Below are 23,696 nucleotides of genomic sequence, written 5' to 3'. Positions count from 1 at the left end.
ACCAGACTGGTCAGGTCGACCCCGGACTCGAGACGTTTGCCGGACCAGTTGTACAGGCCGATGTTGAGGGTCCAGTTGTTCTCGCCGCGCAGGACGGTCAGCGGGAGGAAGAAGGCGTTCCAGGTGTTGACGAAGGCCAGCAGGAAGACGGTCGCTCCACCCGTGGTCATCATCCGCAGCACGATGCTGAAGAAGATCCTGAGCTCACCGGCGCCGTCGATACGGGCCGCCTCCAGCAGCTCGTACGGGATCGTGGCCTCGGTGTAGACCTTCGCGAGGTACACGCTGAACGGGTTGATCAGACAGGGGATCAGCATCGCCCAGGGCGTGTCGACCATGCCGATCTTCGAGAACAGCAGATACAGCGGCAGCGTGAGCAGCGCGATCGGGATCAGGAACGAGCCGACCACACACGCGAACACCAGGTTCCGACCCGGGAACTGGAAGCGGGCGAGACCGTAACCCGTGGCGAGGGCGAGCAGGGTGCCGCCGAGGGAGCCGGCCCCTGCGTACAGGAAGGAGTTGGCGGTCCAGCGAAGGAAGATGCCGTGCTCGTAGGTGAACAGCTGGCGCAGATTGCCCCAGAGGTGCCAGCCGGAGAACCACAGGCCGTTGCTCTGGTAGAGGCCGGCGCGGTCCTTGGTGGCGGCGACGATCAGCCACCAGACGGGGAAGAGGCTGTAGACACTGGCCAGGGCCAGGCCGACGAGGAGAAAGCGCTGGCCGCCGCGTGAACGGGCCGCCGGGTCCGGGCGGTTGAGGCGCCGTACGGCATGCGGTTCGGTGCGCTCTGCGGTGAGCGTCATCAGTCCGCCTCCCTTGCGGTCAGCCGGTAGAAGAGGAAGGAGGCGACGCCGAGGATGAGGGCGAGCAGCACCGACAGGGCCGCGGCGTAGTGGTAGTTGCCGGCGTTGAACGCCTGGTTGTAGATGATCATGATCGGAGTGAAGCTGTCGCTGACCGTCTGCGGGGTGATGTTCCTCAGCAGCGCGGGCTCGTTGAAGATCTGCAGCATCTGGATGATCGACAGCATGCCGGTCAGCACCAACGCACCCCGCACGAACGGGATTTTGATGCTGAGCGCGATCCGTCCCTCACCAGCGCCGTCGAGCCGTGCCGCCTCGAACAGCTCCCGCGGGACGCCCTGGAGCGCCGAGTAGATGATCACCATGTTGTAGCCGACGCCGTGCCAGGTGAGCAGATTGCCGATGGACGGCCACACCATCGACGGCGCGAAGAAGTTCCAGTCGAAGCCGAACACCTTGCCCAGCGGGGTCAGCGGGCCGACCTCCGGGCTGTACAGGTTGATCCACACGAGCGCGGCGACCACGCCGGGGATCATGTACGGCACCAGGAGCAGGATCCGGAACCGGCCGGCGACCTTCGAGGCCAGCATGTCCAGGAACAGTGCCAGTACGAGGCTGAACAGCAGCATCACCGGGATCTGCACGCAGGCGAACAGCACCACCCGCAGCACCGAGCCCGTGAACGCCGAGTCCGTCAGGCCCTGCCGGTAGTTGTCCAGCCCGGCGAACTTCTCCGTCGAGCCGCCGAGGCCCAGCCCGGACTGCTGTTCGCGGTAGAGCGACTGGTGGACCGCGTAGCCGATCGGGAGCAGATAGAGGAAGACGAAGCCGAGCTGGAAGGGCACCGTGAAGGCGGCGCCCTTCCAGCGCAGTGAGCGAATCATCGGTTCTCGACCCCGATCTCTAGCCCTTGACGCTGATGCCGCGGGACTTCAGGTCCTTGACCGTCCAGTCCTGCATGTGCGCCAGCAGATCGGTGACCTTCTCCTCCTTGTCGACGACCTTCGCCCAGCCGGCCTGCATCTCGGTGAACATGGCGGTCCAGTCCGGTCCGAAGGTCCAGTCCCTGGTGGTGGTGTTCAGGCTGTCGGTGACCACCCTCTGGGCGGGCTGGTAGTTCTTGCCGAGCAGCTTGTCGGAGATCGCCTCACCGACGTACGCGTGGGAGTCGGCGAGCGCCGGCATCACTCCGTTGCCGGTCGTCGGGCTCGCCATGGTCTTCACCGCGTCGGCGTCGGTGGACATCCACAGCGCGGCCTCGGCGGCCTGCTCGACGTCCTTGCACTGCTTGGTCACCAGCGTCACGCTGCCGGTCAGGTTGGTACCGGCCGGCGTCTTGGCGGCCTCGCCCCGGTACGTCGGCCACGGCGACAGCGCCCACTTGCCGAAGGACCCGGTGAAGTTCTGCACCATGCCGGCCATCTGCCAGGTGGAGATCTGCCGGGTCGCGGTGCCTCCGTTGTCGTAGTTGCGCTGCACGGCCGCGTAGTCGGCGAAGGACAGCTTGGAGTCGAGGTCGTTGTCGATGATCTCCTGGATCACCTTCGCGGCCTTCAGACTGCCCGCGTCCTGGAAGTCGACCTTCCAGGAGTTGCCGTCGATCGCGTACCAGTGGGCGCCGGCCTGCATGGCGAGCACCTCCAGGGTGCTCGGGTCCTCACCGGCATAGTTGGTGATCTTGATGCCGTGCTTCTTCAGGACCTGGCCCGCGGCGATGAAGTCGTCCCAGGTGACAGGGGGCTTGATGCCGTACTTGCCGAAGATGTCGGTGCGGTAGATCGTGAAGTCGGGCGCCGAGCTGGTCGGCACGCCGTAGCTCTTGCCCTGCACCTGCGCGCTCGCCCAGGAACCGGCGTTGAACTTGTCCCTGCTCGACGAGACGTACTGGCTGATGTCGGCGAGCGCGCCCTGCGAGACCCAGCTGGTCACGTACTCGGCGGTGTTCTGCACCAGGCAGGGCGCGTTGCCCGCCTTGACCGCGTTGGTCAGCTGCTTCTGCATGGTGAGCTGGTCGGTGACCTTGGTGTACTTGAGCTTGACGTCCTTGTGTGAGGCATTGAACGCCTTGGCGACGGCTTCCTGACCGTTGGCCCAGCCCCAGAAGGGGAGCGTGACCGGGCCCGACGACTTGGTGCCGTCCCCGGAGTCCGATCCGCCGCAGGCGGAGAGCAGACCTGTGAGCGCGAGTCCCGCGACAGCGGCGTGGGCGAACCTTCTCCGGGGGCTGGTGAAGTTCATCTGACCGTGTTCCTTCGGAAGTTGGGCTTCTGGAGACAAGAAGACGGCGGCTCGGTGCAGGCCGGGAACGGCGGCCGGAATCCGTCGGCTCGCGGCTGAGGGGGTCAACCAGGCGGAAGCTGTAGTAAGCGGTTGCCGTGAAGGTAGGCCGACAGCTTCGGCTGTAGCAAGGGGTGTGCGCGAACTTCTTAGGTCAGCCTGAGGAAAGTGCTGGTAGGCGACGGAAACCGGTTACGAAACGATCGCTTCGAGAGTGACGTGTCAACGCTTGCTGGCGGGCGGCCGTACGGAGTTTCGTACGACGACATGGGTGCCCAGCACGAGATGATCGCCGTCAGTGCCCTTGCGGCGGCCCGCGCCGCCCTCGCGCCGGTCCGCCACGGCGCGCAGGGCCACCCGGCCCATCTCCTCGTACGGCACGTGCACGGTGGTCAGTTGGGGCGTGAGCTGGGAGGCGAGCGGGATGTCGTCGTAGCCGACGATGGAGACGTCCTCCGGCACCCGCAGGCCCGCCGCGCGCAGGGACTGCATGGCGCCCGCGGCGACCACGTCCGTCCCGGCGAGGACGGCCGTGAAGTCCGGCGTCTCGTGCAGGGCCGTCTCCACGGCGCGGTACCCGTGCTCGTCGTCGTACGGGCCGTGCCGCACCATGCCCGGGTCGAAGGGCACGCCGTACGCCTCGAAGGCCCGCTCGGCGCCCCTCAACCGGCCCTGGGCCGTGGTGAGTTCGGCGGGACCCGGCAGCACCAGGACCCTGCGGTGGCCGGCCGACAGCAGATGGCTGGCCATCGCGTAGGCGCCGCCCTCGTTGTCGTAGTCGACCGTGGTGGCCGGGACGTCACCCTCCAGGGGCGGCCTGCCCACCAGGACGAGATGGGAGCCGGCTGCGTCGAGGGAGCGGGCGAAGCGGGCCATGCGCAGCTGGTACTCGTCGTAGTCGTAGGCGCCGCCGAGCAGCACCACCGCGGCCACGCCCTGCTGGCGCATCATGTTGACCAGCGCGAGCTCCCGCTCGGGGTCGTCGCCGGTGGTGCCGACCAGGGAGAGCCAGCCGCGCAACGTGGCGGCGCCCTCGACACCCTTCGCCACATGGGCGAACGCGGCGCCGGTGATGTTGTTGATCAGGATGGCGACCGTCGGGGTGCCGCCGCCGGCGAGGGAGCGGGCGTGCGCGTTGGTGACGTAGTCCAGGTCCCGGACGACCTTCATCACCCGGCGGCGCAGGTCCTCCGAGACGGGGTAGTTGCCGGACAGGACGCGCGAGACGCTCGCGACGGAGACCCCCGCCCGCTCCGCCACATCACGGATGGTGGCCCGTCCGGCGTCCCCGGCCGCCTTGCGCTGACTCACCGTTGCGGCTCCTTCACCTCAAGAACTCCCCTGGCCGGACGCCGAGGGGGTGCGCCCTTGAGCGGTCCGCTGCGCTTCCGCCGCGTCCGAAGGGCGGGGCTGTGTCGATATGCGGCTTCGCCGCGTGGGCGCGACCAGCCACGACGACGCCGCGACGGTCGACAGCACGTCCCCCCGCGACAGAGCCGCACATCCGCACGGCCCGCGGTGCGCACCGTGTGGAAACCGTATCCCATTGTTTCTCCGGGGTGCCGGGCTGTGGACAACCGGGTGGAGCGGTACCCGTCGCAGGCGGGTGGAGATCCACTGCCCGAACCCGCCCGGGCCGCGGGCACCGCCCTTCACGCGACCCGGGCCAGGTCCGAGTGCCGTACCTCGTGGGCCGGAGGCAGGCCCGCGACCAGGCGTTCCAGTTCCTCCACGACGATGCGGCCGAGGCGTTCCAGCTCGTTGCCGAGCGAGCCCGCGATGTGCGGGGTGAGGAAGACGTTGGGCAGGCGGTAGAGCGGCGATCCGGCGGGCAGCGGCTCCGGTTCGGTGACGTCGAGGATCGCGTGCAGCCGGCCGGAGACCAGCTCGTCGGTGAGTGCGTCGGGGGCGACCAGGGCGCCGCGCGAGGTGTTGATCAGGACGCCGCCGTCCCGGATCAGCGCGAGCCGGCCGGCGTCCAGCATGCGATAGGTCTCGGGGATGTCGGGGGCGTGCAGCGAGACGATGTCGCTGTGCCGCAGCAGGTCCTCCAGCGGCAGGAGCTCGGCTCCGAGGGCGGCGGCCGTGGCGGGGCTGACGTAGGGGTCGTGGAGCAGGACCGTGAAGTCGAACGGCCGCAGCAGCTCCAGCAGCCGGCGGCCCACACGTGAGGCGCCGATGATGCCGATCCGGCGGCCGACGTTTCCGGTGTGCGCGGTCTCGGCGTCGGTCGGGTAGGCGTGGGTGGTGCGGAAGCGCTCGCGGTGGGTGAAGGTGTCCTTCCCGGCGAGCAGGATCATGGCGAGGGTGTACTCCGCGACCGGCAGGGCGTTGCCCGTCACCGCGCTGGACACGGTGATCCCGCGTTCCCACAGGGCCTCGCCGACCAGCGAACGGACCGAGCCCGCGGCATGCAGGACGGTGCGCAGCCGGGGCGCCGCGGCCAGCACGCAGGCGTCGAGGGCGGGACAGCCCCATCCGGTGATCAGCACCTCCGTCCGGGCGAGGGTCTCCGCTGCCGCCGGGTCGGCGAAGTCCCGTACGACGAACCCGGGGTCGAGGTCGCAGGTCTGCTTCAGCCGGGCCATGAGCGGCGGGGGGAAGAGCAGCGGGAGGTGCACGGGATCCATCGCGAACACGGCCCTCGGCGGCTGGGGGGTGGGCATGGCTCTCCTGAACGCTGGACGAGTTGGCGGGACGGGATGGCTGGACGGGCTGGAAACAGTTTCAGAAAGCGCCTTCTACCGTAGATCTGCGGTGAAGCGGTGGTCAATCACTGGGAAGAGTGGCGTGTGGACGGTCTTCTCCGGCGAGGTGCGGACCTTGATTCTGCTCCGCGGGGAAATCGGTTACTGCGATTTCCTGAGCAGGATCCGGCCACGGGCCCGGCTCTGACAACCGGTTGCCCTCCTGACCGGCACCGTAGCCACTCGAACCCCCTGCGCACGGCGGCCCCACTGTTTTCGAAAGTTCGTCATGCCTCTTGACGTGCCATGCTCTCCGACGGAAGCTCCGTGACACCGTTCAGCAACCGGTTCCCGAAACATTCGCACGCCGCATCCATCCCCGTCGCGTGTCCCGACTCCCGCCATCCATCTCAGTGAAGAGAGTGGGTAGTTCATGCACTCCCAGGCCGGTGCTCCCGTGAGCATCACGGTGATGGCCGAACTCAACGACCTCGACCCGAAACTGATCCAGCAGGCCCACAAGGAGCCGGGCATCCGGATCACCGTGGTGAAGAACGGCATCACCGGGCTGATCGCGATGCTCACCAGCGGCGACGCACCGGATCCGGTGGACGAGATCCAGTGGTACTACAACGAGCACGTGACGAACCTGAGGTTCCTCATGACCGCCGAGGCCGAGGCGGTCGCCGCGTCATGATCACCCCCGTGACCAGCCGCCGGGGCTTCCTCGGCGGCGTGGCGGCCCTGCTGCTGGCATCGGGCGCGAGCGGACTGCTCGTGCCCACCGCCGCCCGGGCCGCCGACCGGAACGACACCGGCACCAGAGCCTTCATCCACCCCGGCCTGCTCCACACCGCCGACGACCTGGCCCGTATGAAGGCCGCCGTCGCCGCCGGGCAATCCCCCGTCTACGACGGCTATTTGGCGTTCGCGGCGCATGCCCGCTCCTCGGCCTCGTACACCGTCCAGAACACGGGCCAGATCACCTCCTGGGGCCGCGGCCCCACCAACTTCCAGAACCAGGCCGTCGCCGACTCGGCGGCCGCCTACCAGAACGCCCTCATGTGGGCGGTCACCGGCAACCAGGCGAATGCGGACAAGGCCCGCGGCATTCTCAACGCCTGGTCGGCGTCCCTGACGACGATCACCGGCGCGGACGGCCCGCTCGGCGCCGGGCTGCAGGCCTTCAAGTTCGTCAACGCGGCCGAGCTCCTGCGCCACACCGGGTACGACGGCTGGTCGGACGCGGACATCGCCCACTGCGAACGCTCCTTCCTCGACGTCTGGTATCCGGCCGTCTCCGGCTACATGCTCTACGCCAACGGAAACTGGGACCTGACCGCCCTGCAGACCATCCTGGCCATCGGCGTGTTCTGCGAGGAGCCCGTGCTCTTCGAGGACGCCCTGCGCTTCGCCGCGGCAGGCAGCGGCAACGGCAGCATCCCGCACCGCATCGTCACCGCCGCGGGCCAGGGCCAGGAGGCCGGCCGCGACCAGGGCCACGAACAGCTCGCGGTCGGCCTGACCGGCGACATCGCCCAGGTCGCCTGGAACCAGGGGGTCGACCTGTGGGGCTTCGAGGACAACCGCATCCTCGCCAACTTCGAGTACGCCGCCCGCTACAACCTCGGCGGTGACGTCCCCTTCACTCCCGACCTGGACCGCACCGGCAAGTACATCAAGAAGACGGTTTCCGCGACCGCCCGCGGCAACCTGCCGCCGATCTACGAGCTGGCCTACGCCCACTACGCCGGCGTCCGCGGCCTCGACGCCCCGTACACCAAGGCCGCCGTCTTCCGCGGCGCCGGCGGCGCCCGCGTCGTCGAGGGCAGCAACGACGACCTGCCCAGCTGGGGCACCTTCGCCTACGCCGGCGCGACGGCCCCCGCGGCCACGGTGCCGACGGCCCCGGCGGGCGTCACCGCGGTCGGCGACGGCAGGTCCGTCACCGTGAGCTGGCTGCCGTCCGCAGGGGCGAGCACGTACACCGTCCGCCGTGCCACCAAGCCCGAGGGTCCGTACGAGGAGATCGCCACCGACCTCGACCAGCCGACGTACGACGACACCGACGCCCGCCCGGGACGGACGTACCACTACACCGTCATCGCCTCCAACTCCCTGGGCAGCAGCGGCAATTCACGCCCTGCATCCGCCGCCGGAGGCCTTCCCGCCCCCTGGTCCACCCAGGACCTCGGTGACGTGAAGATCCCCGGTTCGGCCGCGTTCGACGGCGAGCGCTTCGTGCTGGAGGCGAGCGGCACCGCCGACACCTGTCGCCTCGCACACCTCCCGCTGCCGGGCGACGGCACGGTCAGCGCGCGGATCGTGTGGCCGCTCAGCTCGCAGTACTCCAAGATCGGCGTCACCCTGCGCGACTCGCTCGACGCCGCCGCGGCGCACGCATCCATGCTGATCCAGGGGCTGCCGCTGCACACCTGGAGCGGGGTGTGGAGCGTGCGGCCGTCGACGGGAGCCGACATCTCCGCCACCGGCAGCACCCCCGTGCCGCCCACCCAGCAGGACGCCATCACCACCGGCGCGTCCTTCCCGATCTCCAACCTCGGTACCCTCCCGGAGTCCGCGACCCCGCTGGAGGCTCCCTATGTCGAGGGCGCGGGCGACGGCTACCGGCTGCGGGCGCCGTACTGGGTTCGGGTGACCCGCAAGGGCCGCCGGTGCACCGGTGCGATCTCCCCGGACGGCATTCGCTGGACCGAAGTCGGCTCCACCGAGGTCGAGTTGGGGCACACCGCGGATGCCGGCCTCGTCCTCACCTCCTGCCTCGGCGTCGACGAGGACTACGCCGAGACCGGCACCGGAGCCTTCGACAACGTCACGGTGACCTCGGCCTCCGGTGAGGTGTGGTCGGTCTCGCGTCCGGCCGGTATCGCCACCGGCCTCACGGCTGCCACCGGCGCCGACGCCGTCGAACTGGCCTGGACCGACCCGGACCTCTCCGCCCGCTACAAGGTGCTGCGCTCGACCGACGCCGACGGCCTGTACCGCACCATCGCCACCGGCATCGGCCCCGTCGGCTTCGGCACCCGCATCCGGTACGCCGACGCCACCGGCACGCCCGGCACGACGTACCACTACGTCGTCGCGAAGACGAACACCGGAGGCCGCGGCCCGCTCCCTCAGCCGGCGGCGGCCTCCATGCCGACCCCTGCCGGGCCCCAACTCACTTCCGCCGCAACGGCGTTCGCGAACAAGGGCGTCCCGTTCCGGCACCTCCTTCGTGCCTCGCACGAGCCCGTACGCTTCACCGCGGACGGGCTCCCCGACGGCCTGCGCATCGACAGACGCACCGGCCTGATCTGCGGAACCCCCAACGAGACCGGTGAGTTCACCGTCACCACCACCGCGGGCAACGCGGCCGGTGACGGCACCGGCACCCTCGCCCTCACGGTCGGCACACCCCCACCCCACCCCTGGACCTACGGCGATCTCGGCGACGGGATCCTCGACGACCGCGCCCACGGGACCTTCGGCGTGGTCGCGATCCGCACGCCGGGCAGCACCTCGTACGACGGCAGGGCCTTCACGGTCCGCGGCGCGGGCGTCGACCTGACCGTCAACAACCAGGGGATGACAGGGCAGTTCGTACGACGGCCCGTCACCGGCGACTGCACGGTCACCGCCCGGCTGGTCTCCCGCAGCGGAGCCACCGCCGACCGGGTGGGCCTGCTGATGGCCAAGTCGCTGTCACCGTTCGACCAGGCCGCCGGAGCGATCGTCACCGGCGGGACCTCCGCGCAGCTGATGCTGCGCAGGGCCGTGGCCGGTGCCTCCGCGTTCTCCGGCACCGCGACCGTTCAACTGCCCCTGCTGCTGCGGCTGAAGCGCACCGGGACCGCCTTCGCCGCAGCGGTTTCCACCGATGACGGTGCCACCTGGACCGCCCTCGCCTCCGGTGAGATCCCCGGCTTCGGTGACGCCCTCTTCCACGTGGGCCTGGTGGTCTGCTCGCGCAGCCCGCTGACCCTCGGCACCGCCCAGTTCGAAGAGGTGAGCATCACCACCGACTGATCCCCCCACGGATTGGAGTCGCACTCAATGAGCCGCATCTCCCCCCACCAGAGCCCCGAACAGGGCGAGTTGAGCCGCCGCGGTCTGCTGAGGACCGCGGGCGGTCTCACCGCCGCCCTCGCCCTCGGGGGCTCCGCGGCCGCGCTGGCGGGACCCACCGCCAGTGCGGCACCGGCCGCCTTCACCCACCCCGGCATGCTCCACAACGCCGGAGACATCAACCGCGCCAAGGTCAAGGTCGCCGCGAAGGCCGACCCCTGGCTGTCCGGCTGGAAAAGGCTGACCGCCAACTCCCACTCGCAGTCCTCCTGGAAGCCCAACCCGCAGGCCACCGTCATCCGCGGCGGCACGGGCCAGAACTACGGCATCCTCTACAACGACATCGCCGCCGCCTACCAGAACGCCCTGCGCTGGGTGGTCGGCGGCACGGCCGCCAACGGCGACACCGCGGTGAAGATCCTCAACGCCTGGTCGGCCAAGCTGACCACCCTCACCGGCAACGCCGACCGGTTCCTCGCGGCCGGCATCTACGGCTGGGGGTTCTGTCAGGCCGCCGAGCTCATGCGCGGCTACGCGGGCTTCGACCTCGCCGCGTTCCAGAAGATGATGGTCGACGTCTTCTACCCGCTCAACAACAGCTTCCTGACCCACCACAACGACGCCTGCATCACCAACTACTGGGCCAACTGGGACCTGTGCAACATGGCCTCGGTCATGGCCATCGGGATCCTCACCGACAACGCGGCCAAGTACGACCAGGCCGTCACCTACTTCAAGTCCGGCGCCGGCAACGGTTCCCTCGCGCACGCGGTCCCGTATCTGTACACCGACTCCGACGGCTACGCCCTCGGCCAGTGGCAGGAGTCCGGCCGCGACCAGGGCCACACCGTCATGGGCATGGGCCAGATGGGCGCCCTCTGCGAGATGGCCTGGAACCAGGGCGACGACCTCTACTCGTACGACAGCCGCCGCTTCATGAAGGCCGCCCAGTACGTCGCCAAGTACAACATCGGCCAGGCCGTGCCCTACACCACCTACACCTGGGGCACCGGACAGAACTGCGCCCGGTCCTCCCAGACGGTGATCTCCTCCGGCTCCCGCGGCCGGCTCCGCCCGGTGTGGGCCATGCTCCACTTCCACTACAACCGGCGCCTGCACCTCGACGACAAGTACATCTCGGCCATGTACTACGACCTCGTCGCGCCCGAGGGCGGAGGAGGTGACTACGGCTCCACCAGCGGCGGCTACGACCAGCTCGGCTTCGGCACCCTGATGTACGCAAAGTAGTCGCCCGATCGCGCTCTGCACCGGAATACCGGGGTGATCTGTGGTGCTCTGGTGTTACCGGTGCATGAGCGCGGTGAGGAGGCTGATGGTCGTATGACGGCAGCAGTCCAGGCGGACCCGGTGGTGAGCACACCGTACGGAGCCGTACGAGGCCGGTACGAGCACGGCATCGCGGTGTTCCGCGGCATCCCGTACGCCGCACCCCCCTTCGGCCCCCGCAGGTTCCGGCCCCCGGTACCGCCCGAGCCCTGGGACGGCGTGCGCGACGTGGGCGCGTTCGGGCCGACGCCCCCGAAGCCGCCGTACTCCGAGGCCTTCGAGAAGTACCTCTCCGACCCCGTCGTCGCCGGTGACGACTGCCTGAATCTGAACGTGTGGACGCCTCAGCCGGGCCCCGGGGCCCGGCTCCCGGTTCTGGTGTGGCTGCACGGCGGCGCCCTGACCAGGGGATCCTCCGCGGTTCCCGTGTACGACGGGCGGAACTTCGCCCGGGACGGCGTCGTCCTCGTCTCGGTCAACTACCGGCTGGGCGTCGAGGGCTACGGACTGTTCCCGGACGCTCCCGCCAACCCCGGCCTGCGCGACCAGCTCGCCGCCCTGCAGTGGGTGCACGAGTCGATCGGGGCCTTCGGCGGCGACCCCGACCGGATCACCCTCGCCGGGCAGTCCGCGGGGGCGATCAGCATCGGCGCCCTGCTGGCCGCCCCGCCGGCACAGGGGCTGGTACGGCGGGCGGTCCTGCAGAGCGGGGCGCCCGAGGCGTTCGAACGGGACAAGGTACGGCGCATGGTGCGCCGCATGGCGACCAGGCTGAAGATCCCCGCCACCGCCGCGGCCTTCGCCGACGTCGACCCCGAACTGCTCCTGCGCACCCAGGCCGACGTGGGCAAGCTCAGCAGCCCGGTGCTCGGCGGCCGCTCCTTCGGGATCGTCGTCGACGGCGACCTGGTGCAGCGCGATCCGCTGGAGGCGCTCATCGACGGCGACGCGGCGCGTGGGGTCGACCTGATGATGGGCTGGACCAGCGACGAGTACCGCCTCTGGCTCGTCCCGGGCGGCCTCGTGGAGCGCGTCGACCGGCTCGGCGCGGTCGCCCTCGCCGGCGCCATGGCCCGCTGCCACTGCAACACCGAGGTACCCCGCGGCTACCGCACCCTGTACCCCGAGGCCGGCACCGCCGAGACCGTCGGCCAGATGGTCACCGACCACCTGCTGCGCCTCCCGCTGCACCGCCTGGCCGACGCCCGCCCCGGCACCTCGTACGTCTACGAGTTCGCCTGGCCCTCCAACCTCCCCGACCTCGGCGCCTGCCACGCACTGGAGCTCGGCTTCGTCTTCGACACGGGCGACGTGCCGGAGTCGCGCAAACTCGCAGGTGAGGGCACTCCTCAGGAGCTGGCCGACGCCATGCACGCGGCGTGGGTGCGGTTCGCGGCCGAGGGGAGCCCCGGCTGGGAGCCCTGGGACGCCACGCATCCGGTGCGGATCTTCGACGCGGGCGAGCCCCGCACCGTCCACGGGCCGCGGGACGCCGAAATCGCCCTGTGGACCGCCGACGCCCTCAGGACCGCGCCGTCCACACCCGTTTCGGTGGCGGTCGACGGCTCGCCCGCACGCGGCACGGAACTGCGGTCCGTCGTACGGCGGCTGCGTCTGCCCGGCTCGGTCCGCCGGCAGTGACCACCGGTGGCGGCTACTGCCGAACTGCCGCCACCGAGTCCCGCACCACCACATGCGTCCCCAGCAGCAGATGCTCGTCCGGAGTCTCCGTGGTGCGGCCCAGGGCGGTACGGACGGCGAGACGGCCCAGTTCCTCGTACGGGACGTGCACCGTGGTCAGTGCGGGGTGCAGGTCGCGGGCGAAGGGGATGTCGTCGTAGCCGGCCAGGGAGACATCGCCCGGGACGTCCAGGCCCGCCTCGTGCAGCGCGGTCAGGGCGCCGGCCGCGACCATGTCGGTGGCGGCGACCACGGCCGTGAACTCCAGCCCGTCCTTGAGCGCTTCGCGCATCAGGCGGTGGCCCGCGTCACGGGTGAAGTCGCCGTGCATGAGCAGCGCCGGGTCGGGCTCCAGGCCGCGGGCACGATGGGCGGCGAGACAGCCGCGCTCGCGCCCCTGGGCGGTCGTGTGGTCCGGTTTCCCGCCGAGGAACAGAATCCGCCGGTGGCCCTGGGAGAGCACATGGGCGACCAGGGCGTAGGCGCCGCCTTCGTTGTCGTACTCGATGACCGTGACGGGCGCGCCGGGCCCGAGCGGCGGCCGTCCGCACAGCACCAGTCGCGACCCCGCCGACGCCAGTGAGTCGGCCATACGGCGGGTGCGCTCGCGGTACTCGGCCGTGTCGGCGGCGCCGCCGACCAGGATCACGGCGGCGGCGCGCTGGGCCCGCATCATCTCCACGAACTCCAGTTCGTGCTGCACGTCCCCCTCCGTGCTGCACACCAGGCACAGGTGGCCGAGCCGGGTCGCCTCGCGCTCCACGCCGTACGCCATGTGCGCGAACGACGGCCCGGTGATGTCCTCCAGCACGAAGGCAAGCGTGGGCGTCCCCGCCCCGGCGACCGCCTTGGCCCGCGCATCGGCGACGTAGTCCATCTCCCGCACGGCCCGCATCACCCGAGTGCGCGTAGCCGTGCTCACGGGATACATCCCACCCAGCACCCGTGACACGGTCGACGCGGACACCCCCGCCCGCGCCGCCACGTCCCGGATCGTGCTCCGGCTCGCGTCCTCGCTCTTCCTGGTCACCGGACCCCCGCCCCTGGACAACAGCGGAAACCCTACGGCAACCGGTTGCCACCGGCGAGGGAAGCCCGCCCCAAAGGGGCGCGGGGAACTGCGCGAGCAACCACAGCGAAGCCGCAGTCGCGAGACAACGGAAACCCTACGGCGACAGGGCGAACCGCTCAGCCCCGCAGGACCCCGGCGATCCCCGCGATGGCCGCGGGCCCCACCCTGCAGCACCCGCCGATCAGCCGCGCTCCGGCGCCCCGCCACCCCGTCACCTGCGCGGAGGTGAAGGTGGAACGCCCGGCCCAGGCACGCGCCTGCGCATCCCAGGCCTCCCCACTGTTGGGGTAGACAACGACAGGCTTCCCAGTGACCCGGACGGCAGTGCGAACCGCCCCCTCCACGTCCTCCGGCGCACAGCAGTTCACGCCGACAGCAATCACCTCGTCCACCTCGGCCGCAAGACCGAACGCCTCCTCCAGCGGCTGCCCGGCCCGAGTCCGACCACCGTCGACCGAGTAGGAGAGCCAGGCGGGGACGCCAAGTCCCCGCACCGCCCGCAGCAGCGCCGCCGCCTCGTCGGCATCCGGCACCGTCTCCAGCGCCAGCACGTCGGGACGGGCGGCGGCCAGCACCTCCAGCCGGGGCCGGTGGAAGCGCTCCAGCTCGTCGACGCTCAGCCCGTACCGCCCCCGGTACTCGGAGCCGTCCGCGAGCATCGCCCCGTACGGGCCGACGGAGGCGGCCACCCACAGCGGCCGCGTGACCCCCTTCGCCTGCGCCTGCCGCGCCGCCTCGCGCGCCAGCTCCACGCTCAGGGAGAGCAGTTCGGCGGCCTTCTCCCGCCCGATCCCGCGCCCCGCGAACCCCTCGAACGTGGCCTGGTAGCTCGACGTGATCGCCACGTCCGCGCCCGCCTCGTAGTACGCGAGGTGTGCTTCGGTGATCGCCTCGGGCCGCTCGGCGAGCAGCCGTGCCGACCACAGTTCGTCGCTCAGGTCGTGCCCGGCGGACTCGAGCTGGTTGGACATGCCGCCGTCGAGCACGACGGCTCCGGTGGCGAGGGCCTCGGCGAGGGAGGAAGGGGTGTCGCTGGTCATGTGAAGACGCTAGCCGAAGGGGCCGGTGACGACCGTTCATGTCCATTAAGTGAACAGGTTGCCCAGCATGTGGGATGCCGGGTTACGATCACGCACCCCGTTCCCCTCTGCACGGAAAGCACCATGACTGCCCCCAGCCCCACCGAGGCCACCGCATCAGAGCCGGCCGCCGCTCCCACTCCCCGCCGCACCTTCGGCCTCGCCGCGGCCACCGCGCTGGTCATGGGCAACATCATCGGAGGCGGCATCTTCGCCCTGCCGGCCGCCGTCGCCCCGTACGGCACGGTGAGTCTGCTCGCGTTCCTCGTGCTGTCGGTCGCCTCGGTGCTGCTCGCCCTGCTCTTCGGCAGCCTGGCCCGGCGCAGCCCGGTCACCGGCGGTCTGTACGTGTACCCGCGCGACGCGTTCGGCCCGTTCGCCGGGTTCCTGTCGGCCTGGTCGTACTGGACGATGTGCTGGGTCAGCATCGCCGCGCTGGCAGTCGCGGTCGTCGGCTACGTCGACGTCCTGATCCCCCTGCACGGCAACCACGCCCTCGAAGCGGTCGTCGCCCTTGCCGCGCTCTGGCTGCCCGCCGCCGCGAACTTCGCCGGGACCCGCTGGGTCGGTGCGGTCCAAGTGGTGTCGACGATCCTGAAGTTCGTGCCGCTGCTGCTCGTCTCCACGATCGGGCTCTTCTTCGTCGACGCGGACAACTTCGGCCCGTTCAACGCCTCCGGCGACAGCGTGCCCGGAGCGCTCGCCGCCGCGGCCGCCCTGCTCCTCTACAGCTTCCTCGGCGTCGAGTCGGCCGCGGTCAGCGCGGGCGAGGTCGACAACCCGGAGCGCAACGTGGGCCGCGCGAGCGTCCTCGGCACCCTGGGCTCCGCCCTCGTCTACCTTCTCGGCACGGTCGCCGTCTTCGGTCTCGTCCCGCACGACAAACTGGTGGACTCCGGCGCCCCCTTCGCCGACGCCGTGAACGCGATCACCGGTGGCTCCTGGGGCGGCACGGCCATCGCGCTGGTCGCCGTCGCCTCGATCACCGGCTGCCTCAACGGCTGGATCCTGCTGGCCGCGCAGATGCCGTACGCCGCCGCCCGCGACGGACTCTTCCCGGCACCGTTCGCGAAGGTCGGCAAGGGCGGGGTGCCCGGCTTCGGGGTCTGGGCCGTCGCCGTCCTCGGCACGCTCCTGATCGCCCTGAACTACACGGCGGGCCCCGACACCACCTTCCGCGTCCTCGTCCTGATCACGACCTTCACCGGCTGCGTGCCGTACCTCCTCTCGGCCGCCGCGCAGCTGTACTGGCTGGCCCAGGGCACCCGCGAGCTCCCCCACTCTCGAATTCGCTCGAGCGGGAGGGGCCCCCATCGGCCGGTCGGTCTCGTCCGTGATCTGGTCGTCGCCGCCCTGTCCTTCGCGTTCTCCTTCTGGCTGATCGCGGGCGCCGGTTACGCCGCCGTCTACCAGGGCGTGCTGTTCCTGTTCGCGGGGATCCCGGTGTACGTGTGGCTACAGGGCCGGAAGCGCGAGCCGGCGGGGGAGACGGCCACGCCGTCCGCGTGAAGCGGTGAGGCGCCGGTCAACCGTGCGCCGCATGCCGTCCACCCCTCCGCCCGTCACTGCGCCCGCGCCTGACCGCCGGCACCACGAGCCCGACGAGCAGCCCCGCCGCCAGCACGTACGGCCACCAACCGAGTCCGCTGTTCGCGGTGCCGACCGCCGCCGCGCCGGACGATGCCGTGTCCGGGTGGGCGGCGGTCGGGGAGTGGCTCCCGGTGGTCGCGGTCAGGGTGACGTCGTTGCCGTCGCCGCCGTGGTAACTGATCCGGTACGTGGTGTCGGCGAGCTTCAGCCGGGTGCCTTCCTTGAGCCCCTTGAAGGCGCCGGTGGTCCTCGACCTCCCGGAGTGCTCGATGACGGTGATCGCAGGGGCCGGTTTCGCCCCGGCGGCCGACAGGTCGAGGTCTCCGGCCAGCCGGACCGACGATCCCGTCACCTTCAGCGGCGCGGCGCCCAGGACGAGTTCGCCCTTCGCGCTCTGTGTGTAGCTCCCGGAGACCGTGACCCCGCCCGCCACGACACCGTCGTTGGTCACGGCCCCCTTCACGGTGCCCTTGCCGGTCAGCGTGGTGGCCACGCGCAGTCCGGACGGCCCGGGGTCGAGCCGCGAGCCCGTCGAGTCGAGTCTGATCGCCTTGCTGTGGACGAGGGTCGCGCCGGAGCGCAGCGCCAGGGTGCCCTTCTCGACCGTCGTCGTGCCGGTGTACGTCACCCGGCTTCCCGTCAGGGTGGCCGTGGCGGTCCCGGTCTGCGTCAGAGATCCGCTGCCGCTGATCCGGGACAGGGCCAGGGCCTTGCCCGTGTTGTTCAGCACCAGCGAGCCGTTGTCGACCACCTTGTAGAGGTCACCCTCGGTGTAGAGCCCGCCGTCCCCGCCAGACTTACCGCTGCCCAGTCGCAGTACCGCGCCCTTCTCGACCGTCGTCGAGCCGTTGTAGTACTGGACGGCGGCGAAGGTCACGTCGTTGCCCTTCGTCCCCTTGATGACGATGTCCCCGGCGCCGGGCGCGGCCAGCGTGTCGTGGAACCTGCCGCCGCCGATGGGAGCGCCCAGCGTCACCGGACCGTCGTAGTCGAAGGTCAGCAGCGAACGGGAGCGCGCCGCAAGCAAGTTGATGTAAACGGTCTCTGCCGTGCCCGGCATGAAGATCTTGTCGGTCGTGCCGTCACCCCACTGGACGTTCGCGCCCTTGATGTTGGTGCCGCGCTTGTTGACGTTCTTGTGCGCGGGCGTCCAGTTCAGGGACGGGTCGCTGAGTGAGGGGTCGGTGTCGCCGCCCTGGTTCGACCAGCTGTACTGGCCGGTCAGGATCACCTTGCTGCCGGGCCGGGACTGGACGTTGATGTCACTGCCGTACTCGCGCTGGTAGAAGTCCATGCCCATGGTGACGGTCTGACCGAGCGGCGTGTCCACGGTCCAGGTGCCCTGGTTGAGGACCTTGCGCACGTTCGGCAGCGAGGTGGCGAACTCCGGCGCGCCGGCACTGAGCTGCGTACCGTTGTCGATCACCCCCGAGAAGGAGTGGGTGCCCGACAGCGCCCAGCTGCCCCACAGGAAGCGCGGCTGCGTGATCAGGCCCGAGCCACTGATCGTGCCCAGGTTGTAGGCGCTCGTCAGCGACAGCCGCAGCGTGCCGTCGACCCGGATGTTGTCCTGATTGAGCCGGAACGCCGGGGTGTTGTACGGGAAGTGCCCGATCAGCCCGGAATTCCCGCCGTCGCCGTACTGCAGGGTCGCGCCCCGCTCGACAGTGATCGCGGGCGGGTCGGCGTCGGCCGTGGTGACGTACGGGTGGTTGCCGCCCTGCGTCCTCACCACCTGCCGCTGACGGGACGTGGGGAGCGTGAAGTCGCTGTCCTTGGTGAGGACCAGCGTGCCGCCGCCGCGGACCGTGAGCGTGCCCTCGCCGCGGAACACCCCGTCGTACGTCGTCGTCCCGGACGGCACCGTGACCACGGCGTCGCCGGTGAGCGTCACGTCCCGGTCGGCGAGCACCTCGGCGGTGACGTCACGGGTATCGGCGGCCGCTGCGGGGGGAGCGGTGGAGAGCAGGGCGGCGACGGCCGCGAGGGCTCCGGCGACGGCTGCTGTCTGGTGGATATGGCTGCGCACATCAGAGGAGACGGGCCGGGAGGGTCGCGGATAACAGAAAAACTGCGGTGCGGCGGAAATCGCGAAAGCGCTCTCTGTCAGTCGCGTCAGACCCGTTGACCTCCTGGTCCCACACCCTTACCTTTTCGGCGTTCGTAATGACAGATGGTGTTCGCTACCTCGAACGTCCCCCGAGAGGCAGCCGCATGAGCCGCAACCACGACCTGCCCCAAGTCCCCAGCCGTCGCGTGATGCTGAAGGGAGCCGCCCTGGCCGCGGGCGCCCTGGCGGCCACCCCCACCGTGGCCACCGCCGCGCCGACAGCGAAGGCGGCCCCGTTCGTGAACCCGCTCGTCCGCCGGCGCGCCGACCCCTACATCCACCGCCACGCCGACGGCCACTACTACTTCACGGCCACCGTCCCCGAGTACGACCGCATCATCCTGCGCCGCTCCCGCACCCTGAACGGCCTTGCGACCGCCGCCGAGTCCGTCATCTGGACCAAGCACGCCACGGGTGCCATGGGCGCGCACATCTGGGCCCCGGAGATCCACCGCATCGGCGGCAAGTGGTACATCTACTTCGCCTCCGCGCCCGCCGAGAGCGTCTGGGACATCCGCATCTGGGTCCTGGAGAACGCGGGCCCCGATCCCTTCAAGGGGACCTGGGTGGAGAAGGGCCAGGTGAAGACCGCCTGGGAGACCTTCTCCCTGGACGCCACCACCTTCAGCCACCGCGGCACGCGCTATCTCGTCTGGGCCCAGCACGAGCCCGGCATGGACAACAACACCGCGCTCTGGCTGTCGGAGATGGCGAACCCGTGGACCCTGACGGGCCCCCAAGTGCGGCTCTCCACACCGGAGTACGACTGGGAGACGGTCGGCTACAAGGTCAACGAGGGCCCCGCGGTCCTCGCCCGCAACGGCCGCCTCTTCCTCTCCTACTCGGCCAGTGCCACCGACTACCACTACTGCATGGGCCTGCTGACCGTCGACGCGAACGCCGACCTGATGGACCCCGCCAACTGGTCCAAGTCGCCGACCCCGGTCTTCACCAGCAACGACACCACCAAGCAGTACGGCCCCGGCCACAACTGCTTCACGGTCGCCGAGGACGGCCGCAGCGACGTCCTCGTCTACCACGCCCGCCAGTACAAGGAGATCACCGGTGACCCCCTGAACGACCCCAACCGCCACACCCGGATCCAGAAGCTGGGCTGGAACCCGGACGGCACCCCCCACTTCGGCATACCTGTGGCCGACACGGTCGCCGGCTCCGCGAAGGAGAGTAGGTGAGATGAGACGTGCGTACGCGATCCTGCTCGCCCTCTGCCTGTCCCTGTTCGGTGCACTCGCGACCGTCGGCCCGGCTCAGGCCGCCGCCCGGACCGTCCCCAACGGCGTCCAGTTCACGGACACTTCGGGCAAAGGCGTGCCCGCGAAGCGGGCCGGGGCAGGCTGGGCGCGGAGTACCCGGGGGGACTGCTCAGGCTCCATCACGGAGGGCTGGGAGAAACGGACCGGCGGGCATTTCCTTCCAGAACATGGTCACGAAGACCGCGAACATGTGCGACGGGGAGCCGATACCGATCAATAGGGATCTTCGCCCGGGAGAGGCCTTGTCGACGCGTGTAGCGTCCTTGCCGTGCAGCTCAGGTACGCCTTCCGTCTCTACCCCACCCGCGGTCAACAGGCCGCGCTGGGGCGGGCGTTCGGCTGTGCCCGTGTCGTTTACAACGACGCTGTCCGCGCCCGGCGTGAGGCCGACGCACAGGATCTTCCGTGTCCGAAGCTGGGTCTGCTGTCCCGCCTGCTGATCACCGAGGCGAAGCGGCGGCCCGAGCGAGCCTGGCTGGGTGAGGTCTCCGCGGTTGTGTTGCAGCAGGCGCTGCGCGACTGCGAGCGCGCCTACACCAGCTTCTTTGCCTCCCTAAAAGGGGAGCGCATGGGGGCGCGGGTGGGTGAGCCGCGCATGAAGTCCCGCAAGGACGCACGGCAGTCCATCCGCTTCACCGCCAACGCTCGCTGGTCGATTACCGCGTGCGGGAAGCTGAACCTGCCCAAGATCGGGGCGGTGAAGGTGAAATGGTCCCGCGCTCTGCCCGCCGTGCCCTCCAGCGTCACCGTCATCAAGGACGCGGCCGGCAGGTATTTCACCTCCTTCGTCATCGACACCGATCCGGCCGTCGACGCCACCCGGATGACCGACACAGACCAGACGGTCGGCATCGATCTGGGCCTGACGCACTTCGCCGTCCTGTCCGACGGCACGAAGATCGACTCCTCTCGCTTCCTCCGGCGCGCGGAGAAGAAACTGAAGAAGGCCCAGCGGGAGCTGGCCCGCAAGCAGAAGGGATCAAAGAACCGGGCCAAGGCCCGCCTCAAGGTCGCCCGCGCCCACGCCAAGGTCGCTGACGCGCGCCGTGACTTCCACCATCAGCTCTCCACGAAGCTGATCTCCGAGAACCAAGGGATCGCGGTGGAGGACCTGGCGGTGAAAGGACTCGCGCGCACGAAGCCGGCCAAGTCCGTGCACGACGCCGGATGGGCACAGTTCCTCAGCATGCTGGAGTACAAAGCCCAGCGCTACGGCCGCACCCTGGTCAAGATCGGCCGGTTCGAGCCGACCTCCCAGACCTGCTCCACCTGCGGCGCCGTGGACGGACCCAAACCCCTCAACGTCCGGGACTGGACCTGTACCGCCTGCGGCACCGTCCACGACCGGGACCACAACGCCGCGATCAACGTGAAGACGGCCGCCGGACTGGCGGTATCGGCCTGCGGAGCGCCGGTAAGACCGGGAGCGATCCCGGCACAGCGCGAAGAAACAGGAAGCCACGGACTCCCGACCGGAAACCGTACCGCCTAGCCGCACAGCAACCGGTAGAGAAGGCCAGAATCCCCGGGCTTCGGGCCGGGGAGCAAGTCAAGACGTCAACACCGAGTCCCGCGCGAGCGGCGAGTGCCTGGACGTGTCCGGCGCGTCCACCGCCAACTCCGCCGCGATCACCACGTACACCTGCAACGGAGGAACCAACCAGCAGTGGACGCGCGGGATCTGACGTCAGGCCAGCAGATCGATCGCGTCGATCGACGTGCCCGCGCTGAGGAAGGACGTCGTCCCCGAGCCGCTCACCACGTTGATCTTCAGCACGTTGTACTGGCTGGTGTCCGTGAGCCAGGCACTCGCCGGAACGCTGTAGGTGAACGTGCAGTTGTTGCCCCGGTACGAGCCCACGGTCAGCGACCGGGTGCTCGGCTGGCCGGGCGGCGAGGGGATCGACGACGTCCAGTCGTTGACGCTGACCTGCGGCCGTCCGTTGGCGTACGCCGTCGTCACGCCGATGCGCAGGGTGTGCGCGGCGGCGGCCCGCGCGGCCGTCAGCTTGAAGTAGACGATGATGCCGCTGTTGACGTCCTTCCAGAGGTAGCAGGGGAAGGCCGAGGTCTCCGTCCCGCTGCCGACGACGACGTTGCCGGTCCAGGACGCGGCCCGGCTGTCGGACGGATGCGCGTACGTCATCAGGTCCGCGTTCTTGAACCCGCTCGGCGAGCCGTTCCAGTCCCCGATGCGCCAGATCGCGCTCGCGTTGCTCGGGTCGTTCGACGACGGGATCGCGATGGTGTTGAGGGTGGTCGTACCGCCGGCGGCGACCGTCACCGAACTGGTGTAGACGGCCAGTTCCCCTTTGAAGACGGTCAGGGTGTACGTCCCCGGGAGCACCCCCGGGACGGCGAAGTAGCCGTCCGAGGAGCGGGCCGAACCCCAGTACTGCGCGGCCGCGTTGGCGAGCCCGACCGTGTACGGGAACGCCGTGTTCCGGCCGGTGATCCCGACCCCGGCGACCTTGCCGCGGCCGCTCGCCGCGACGTATCCGGAGATGCCGAGCGAGTCCGCCCAGGAGGTGGAGAGGTTCGCGTGATACAGCGCGGAGGAGGGCGCGCCGCCGTCCGTGAAGGCGATGACGTACGGGCCCTGCAGGCCGAAGCGCTGGGCCTCCGTCTGGTTCTCGCCGTAGTAGAGGATCTCGTACAGGCCGCCGCCGTCGGCGCTCTGGTGGCGCAGCAGGGAGCGGTAGAAGGGGCCGCCGGAGGCCTTTTCGTGGTTGGAGCGGACCACGTACAGGCCGACACTCCCCGTCGACCAGCCGATGTAGTCGTAGTCGATGACGCGGAGTTTCGAGTAGTGCTTGGAGCGGGTCTGGCCGTCGGACTTCTCGAAGACGTCCGAGGCCTCGACGGTGGTGGGCGCGTAGGCGTACGAGTCGGGCTCGTCGTTGAGGAACATGCCCGCCTTGACGCGCACGATGTAGCGGGTGGCGCTGACCGAGTCGTCCGCCTTGTTGGTCCACAGGTAGACGTTGTTCTCGCCGCTGCGGGCCGCGTAGTAGTGCTTGAGGGTGCCGTGGGCGACGGAGATCAGGATCGTCGAACCGGACTGCTTGATCGTCACTGCGGAGGTGCCGAGGCCGGACTCGATGTGCGAGTTCTTGCCGCCGTAGCCCTGGTACTCGGTGCCCTTGTAGACCAGCGAGGTCAGGTCGCCGTTGGTCTTGCTGACCTTGAAGACCAGGTTTGCGCCGGTGTCGACGACGTAGTTCGAGCCGTCGTCGGAGTAGCCGAAGCCCGCGGCCGACGCGGGGGCGGCGAGCGGCCCGGCGAGGGCGGCCGTCCCGGCGGCAGCGGCGGAACCGAGGACGAAGGTGCGGCGGCCGACCGGTCTGTTCGCGGTCTCGGACATGGGGGGTGCCTCCTCCGGAAGCCGTGTGAGGGTGGTGCGAGTGGTTGTGAGGGTGACAGTTGAATCGATTTCGCGAAAGTGCTTTCGCACGTAGGAGGTTGGCAATCTCGTGAAATCGGTTCAAGGTCTAGAAAGCGCTTGCAGTGAGCGGTACGGTCCCTGCCGCCAGGCCCCGTCGTTCGGTCGTTTCCTCGGAGGGACACGCGAATGAGACGTTTCAACCTCGCCCTGCTGGCGGCGCTGACACTGAGCGCCGGCCTGACGGCCGCACCGGCCCAGGCCCATGAGGGGCACCGCCCCCTCGGCATCGAGAACTGCACCGCCGGCGCCTGCCACTTCGACGTACCGCCCGGCACGTACGACGTGCAGGTCCTCCTCGGCGGCGAGGCCGCGTCCGGCACG

General features: G+C 69.9%; 16 protein-coding genes and 2 pseudogenes. 9 read left to right on the top strand and 9 right to left on the bottom strand.

Features of this window, described 5'->3' with window-relative positions; translation table 11 throughout:
* The 5 genes from AB0N07_RS43015 to AB0N07_RS42995 all read right to left on the bottom strand — a co-directional run.
* On the bottom strand, nucleotides 1-806 hold an 806-nt coding region (locus AB0N07_RS43015; protein WP_365844997.1), incomplete at its 3' end, for a carbohydrate ABC transporter permease.
* Nucleotides 806-1,690 (bottom strand): sugar ABC transporter permease, encoded by an 885-nt coding sequence (locus AB0N07_RS43010; protein WP_365844995.1) that lies wholly within the window; start codon nucleotides 1,688-1,690, stop codon nucleotides 806-808. The genes AB0N07_RS43015 and AB0N07_RS43010, both read right to left, overlap by 1 nt.
* 19 nt (nucleotides 1,691-1,709) lie before the next feature.
* Complete coding sequence (locus AB0N07_RS43005) at nucleotides 1,710-3,044, bottom strand: extracellular solute-binding protein (RefSeq protein WP_365844993.1); 1,335 nt, start codon at nucleotides 3,042-3,044, stop codon at nucleotides 1,710-1,712.
* Between the two features lie 261 nt (nucleotides 3,045-3,305).
* Entirely contained in the window at nucleotides 3,306-4,394 is a 1,089-nt protein-coding gene (locus AB0N07_RS43000; RefSeq protein ID WP_365844991.1) for a LacI family DNA-binding transcriptional regulator, read from the bottom strand.
* 341 nt (nucleotides 4,395-4,735) lie between these two features.
* Nucleotides 4,736-5,749 carry a hydroxyacid dehydrogenase gene (locus tag AB0N07_RS42995; protein ID WP_365844989.1) on the bottom strand — a complete coding sequence of 338 codons (1,014 nt, stop codon included), beginning with the start codon at nucleotides 5,747-5,749 and terminating at the stop codon, nucleotides 4,736-4,738.
* A 478-nt stretch (nucleotides 5,750-6,227) separates the two neighbouring features.
* On the opposite strand from AB0N07_RS42995, the gene AB0N07_RS42990 reads away from it, so the two are divergent.
* The 4 genes from AB0N07_RS42990 to AB0N07_RS42975 all read left to right on the top strand — a co-directional run bounded on the left by AB0N07_RS42990 (nucleotide 6,228) and on the right by AB0N07_RS42975 (nucleotide 12,766).
* Nucleotides 6,228-6,467 (top strand): hypothetical protein, encoded by a 240-nt coding sequence (locus AB0N07_RS42990; RefSeq protein WP_365844987.1) that lies wholly within the window; start codon nucleotides 6,228-6,230, stop codon nucleotides 6,465-6,467.
* Complete coding sequence (locus AB0N07_RS42985; protein WP_365844985.1) at nucleotides 6,464-9,799, top strand: putative Ig domain-containing protein; 3,336 nt, start codon at nucleotides 6,464-6,466, stop codon at nucleotides 9,797-9,799. Before AB0N07_RS42990 ends, AB0N07_RS42985 begins: the two co-directional genes overlap by 4 nt.
* A gap of 27 nt (nucleotides 9,800-9,826) precedes the next feature.
* Nucleotides 9,827-11,086: an alginate lyase family protein gene (locus AB0N07_RS42980; RefSeq protein WP_365844983.1), complete on the top strand. Its 1,260-nt coding sequence runs from the start codon at nucleotides 9,827-9,829 to the stop codon at nucleotides 11,084-11,086.
* A 93-nt stretch (nucleotides 11,087-11,179) separates the two neighbouring features.
* Nucleotides 11,180-12,766: a carboxylesterase family protein gene (locus tag AB0N07_RS42975; RefSeq protein WP_365844981.1), complete on the top strand. Its 1,587-nt coding sequence runs from the start codon at nucleotides 11,180-11,182 to the stop codon at nucleotides 12,764-12,766.
* A 13-nt stretch (nucleotides 12,767-12,779) separates the two neighbouring features.
* Here the strand turns inward: AB0N07_RS42975 and AB0N07_RS42970 are convergent, their stop codons facing one another.
* Both AB0N07_RS42970 and mmuM read right to left on the bottom strand, forming a co-directional pair.
* Complete coding sequence (locus tag AB0N07_RS42970; RefSeq protein WP_365844979.1) at nucleotides 12,780-13,835, bottom strand: LacI family DNA-binding transcriptional regulator; 1,056 nt, start codon at nucleotides 13,833-13,835, stop codon at nucleotides 12,780-12,782.
* A 158-nt stretch (nucleotides 13,836-13,993) separates the two neighbouring features.
* On the bottom strand, nucleotides 13,994-14,917 hold the full coding sequence (gene mmuM, locus AB0N07_RS42965; protein ID WP_365844977.1) for a homocysteine S-methyltransferase: 924 nt from the start codon (nucleotides 14,915-14,917) through the stop codon (nucleotides 13,994-13,996).
* A 123-nt stretch (nucleotides 14,918-15,040) separates the two neighbouring features.
* On the opposite strand from mmuM, the gene AB0N07_RS42960 reads away from it, so the two are divergent.
* Nucleotides 15,041-16,465, top strand: a complete 1,425-nt coding sequence (locus AB0N07_RS42960) for an amino acid permease (RefSeq protein WP_365844975.1) — start codon at nucleotides 15,041-15,043, stop codon at nucleotides 16,463-16,465.
* A 16-nt stretch (nucleotides 16,466-16,481) separates the two neighbouring features.
* On the opposite strand, the gene AB0N07_RS42955 is transcribed toward AB0N07_RS42960, so the two are convergent.
* Entirely contained in the window at nucleotides 16,482-18,575 is a 2,094-nt protein-coding gene (locus tag AB0N07_RS42955; RefSeq protein ID WP_365844973.1) for an autotransporter, read from the bottom strand.
* A gap of 185 nt (nucleotides 18,576-18,760) precedes the next feature.
* Between AB0N07_RS42955 and AB0N07_RS42950 the strand changes: the two genes are divergently transcribed.
* The 3 genes and pseudogenes from AB0N07_RS42950 to AB0N07_RS42940 all read left to right on the top strand — a co-directional run.
* Nucleotides 18,761-19,849, top strand: a complete 1,089-nt coding sequence (locus AB0N07_RS42950) for a glycoside hydrolase family 43 protein (protein WP_365844971.1) — start codon at nucleotides 18,761-18,763, stop codon at nucleotides 19,847-19,849.
* Between the two features lie 349 nt (nucleotides 19,850-20,198).
* Nucleotides 20,199-21,422, top strand: coding sequence for an RNA-guided endonuclease TnpB family protein (locus tag AB0N07_RS42945; protein WP_365844969.1), 1,224 nt, complete (start codon nucleotides 20,199-20,201; stop codon nucleotides 21,420-21,422).
* Nucleotides 21,423-21,486: 64 nt separating this feature from the next.
* Nucleotides 21,487-21,615 (top strand): annotated as a pseudogene (locus AB0N07_RS42940) (RICIN domain-containing protein); the annotation flags it as partial.
* A gap of 2 nt (nucleotides 21,616-21,617) precedes the next feature.
* Here the strand turns inward: AB0N07_RS42940 and AB0N07_RS42935 are convergent.
* Nucleotides 21,618-23,294 (bottom strand): rhamnogalacturonan lyase B N-terminal domain-containing protein, encoded by a 1,677-nt coding sequence (locus tag AB0N07_RS42935; RefSeq protein WP_365844967.1) that lies wholly within the window; start codon nucleotides 23,292-23,294, stop codon nucleotides 21,618-21,620.
* Nucleotides 23,295-23,501: 207 nt separating this feature from the next.
* On the opposite strand from AB0N07_RS42935, the pseudogene AB0N07_RS42930 reads away from it, so the two are divergent.
* Nucleotides 23,502-23,696 (top strand): annotated as a pseudogene (locus AB0N07_RS42930) (carbohydrate esterase); the annotation flags it as partial.

The sequence above is a fragment of the Streptomyces sp. NPDC051172 genome, assembly GCF_040682555.1.
GTDB lineage: Bacteria > Actinomycetota > Actinomycetes > Streptomycetales > Streptomycetaceae > Streptomyces.
This window is presented reverse-complemented; position numbering and strand designations above follow the sequence as displayed.

Coding starts and splice junctions, on each gene's coding strand:
- AB0N07_RS42980 (WP_365844983.1), top strand. CDS start 9,827: ATGAGCCGCATCTCCCCCCACCAGAGCCCCGAACAGGGCGAGTTGAGC.
- AB0N07_RS42995 (WP_365844989.1), bottom strand. CDS start 5,749: ATGCCCACCCCCCAGCCGCCGAGGGCCGTGTTCGCGATGGATCCCGTG.
- AB0N07_RS42950 (WP_365844971.1), top strand. CDS start 18,761: ATGAGCCGCAACCACGACCTGCCCCAAGTCCCCAGCCGTCGCGTGATG.
- AB0N07_RS42935 (WP_365844967.1), bottom strand. CDS start 23,294: ATGTCCGAGACCGCGAACAGACCGGTCGGCCGCCGCACCTTCGTCCTC.
- AB0N07_RS43005 (WP_365844993.1), bottom strand. CDS start 3,044: ATGAACTTCACCAGCCCCCGGAGAAGGTTCGCCCACGCCGCTGTCGCG.
- AB0N07_RS42960 (WP_365844975.1), top strand. CDS start 15,041: ATGACTGCCCCCAGCCCCACCGAGGCCACCGCATCAGAGCCGGCCGCC.
- AB0N07_RS42985 (WP_365844985.1), top strand. CDS start 6,464: ATGATCACCCCCGTGACCAGCCGCCGGGGCTTCCTCGGCGGCGTGGCG.
- AB0N07_RS42975 (WP_365844981.1), top strand. CDS start 11,180: ATGACGGCAGCAGTCCAGGCGGACCCGGTGGTGAGCACACCGTACGGA.
- AB0N07_RS43010 (WP_365844995.1), bottom strand. CDS start 1,690: ATGATTCGCTCACTGCGCTGGAAGGGCGCCGCCTTCACGGTGCCCTTC.
- mmuM (WP_365844977.1), bottom strand. CDS start 14,917: ATGACCAGCGACACCCCTTCCTCCCTCGCCGAGGCCCTCGCCACCGGA.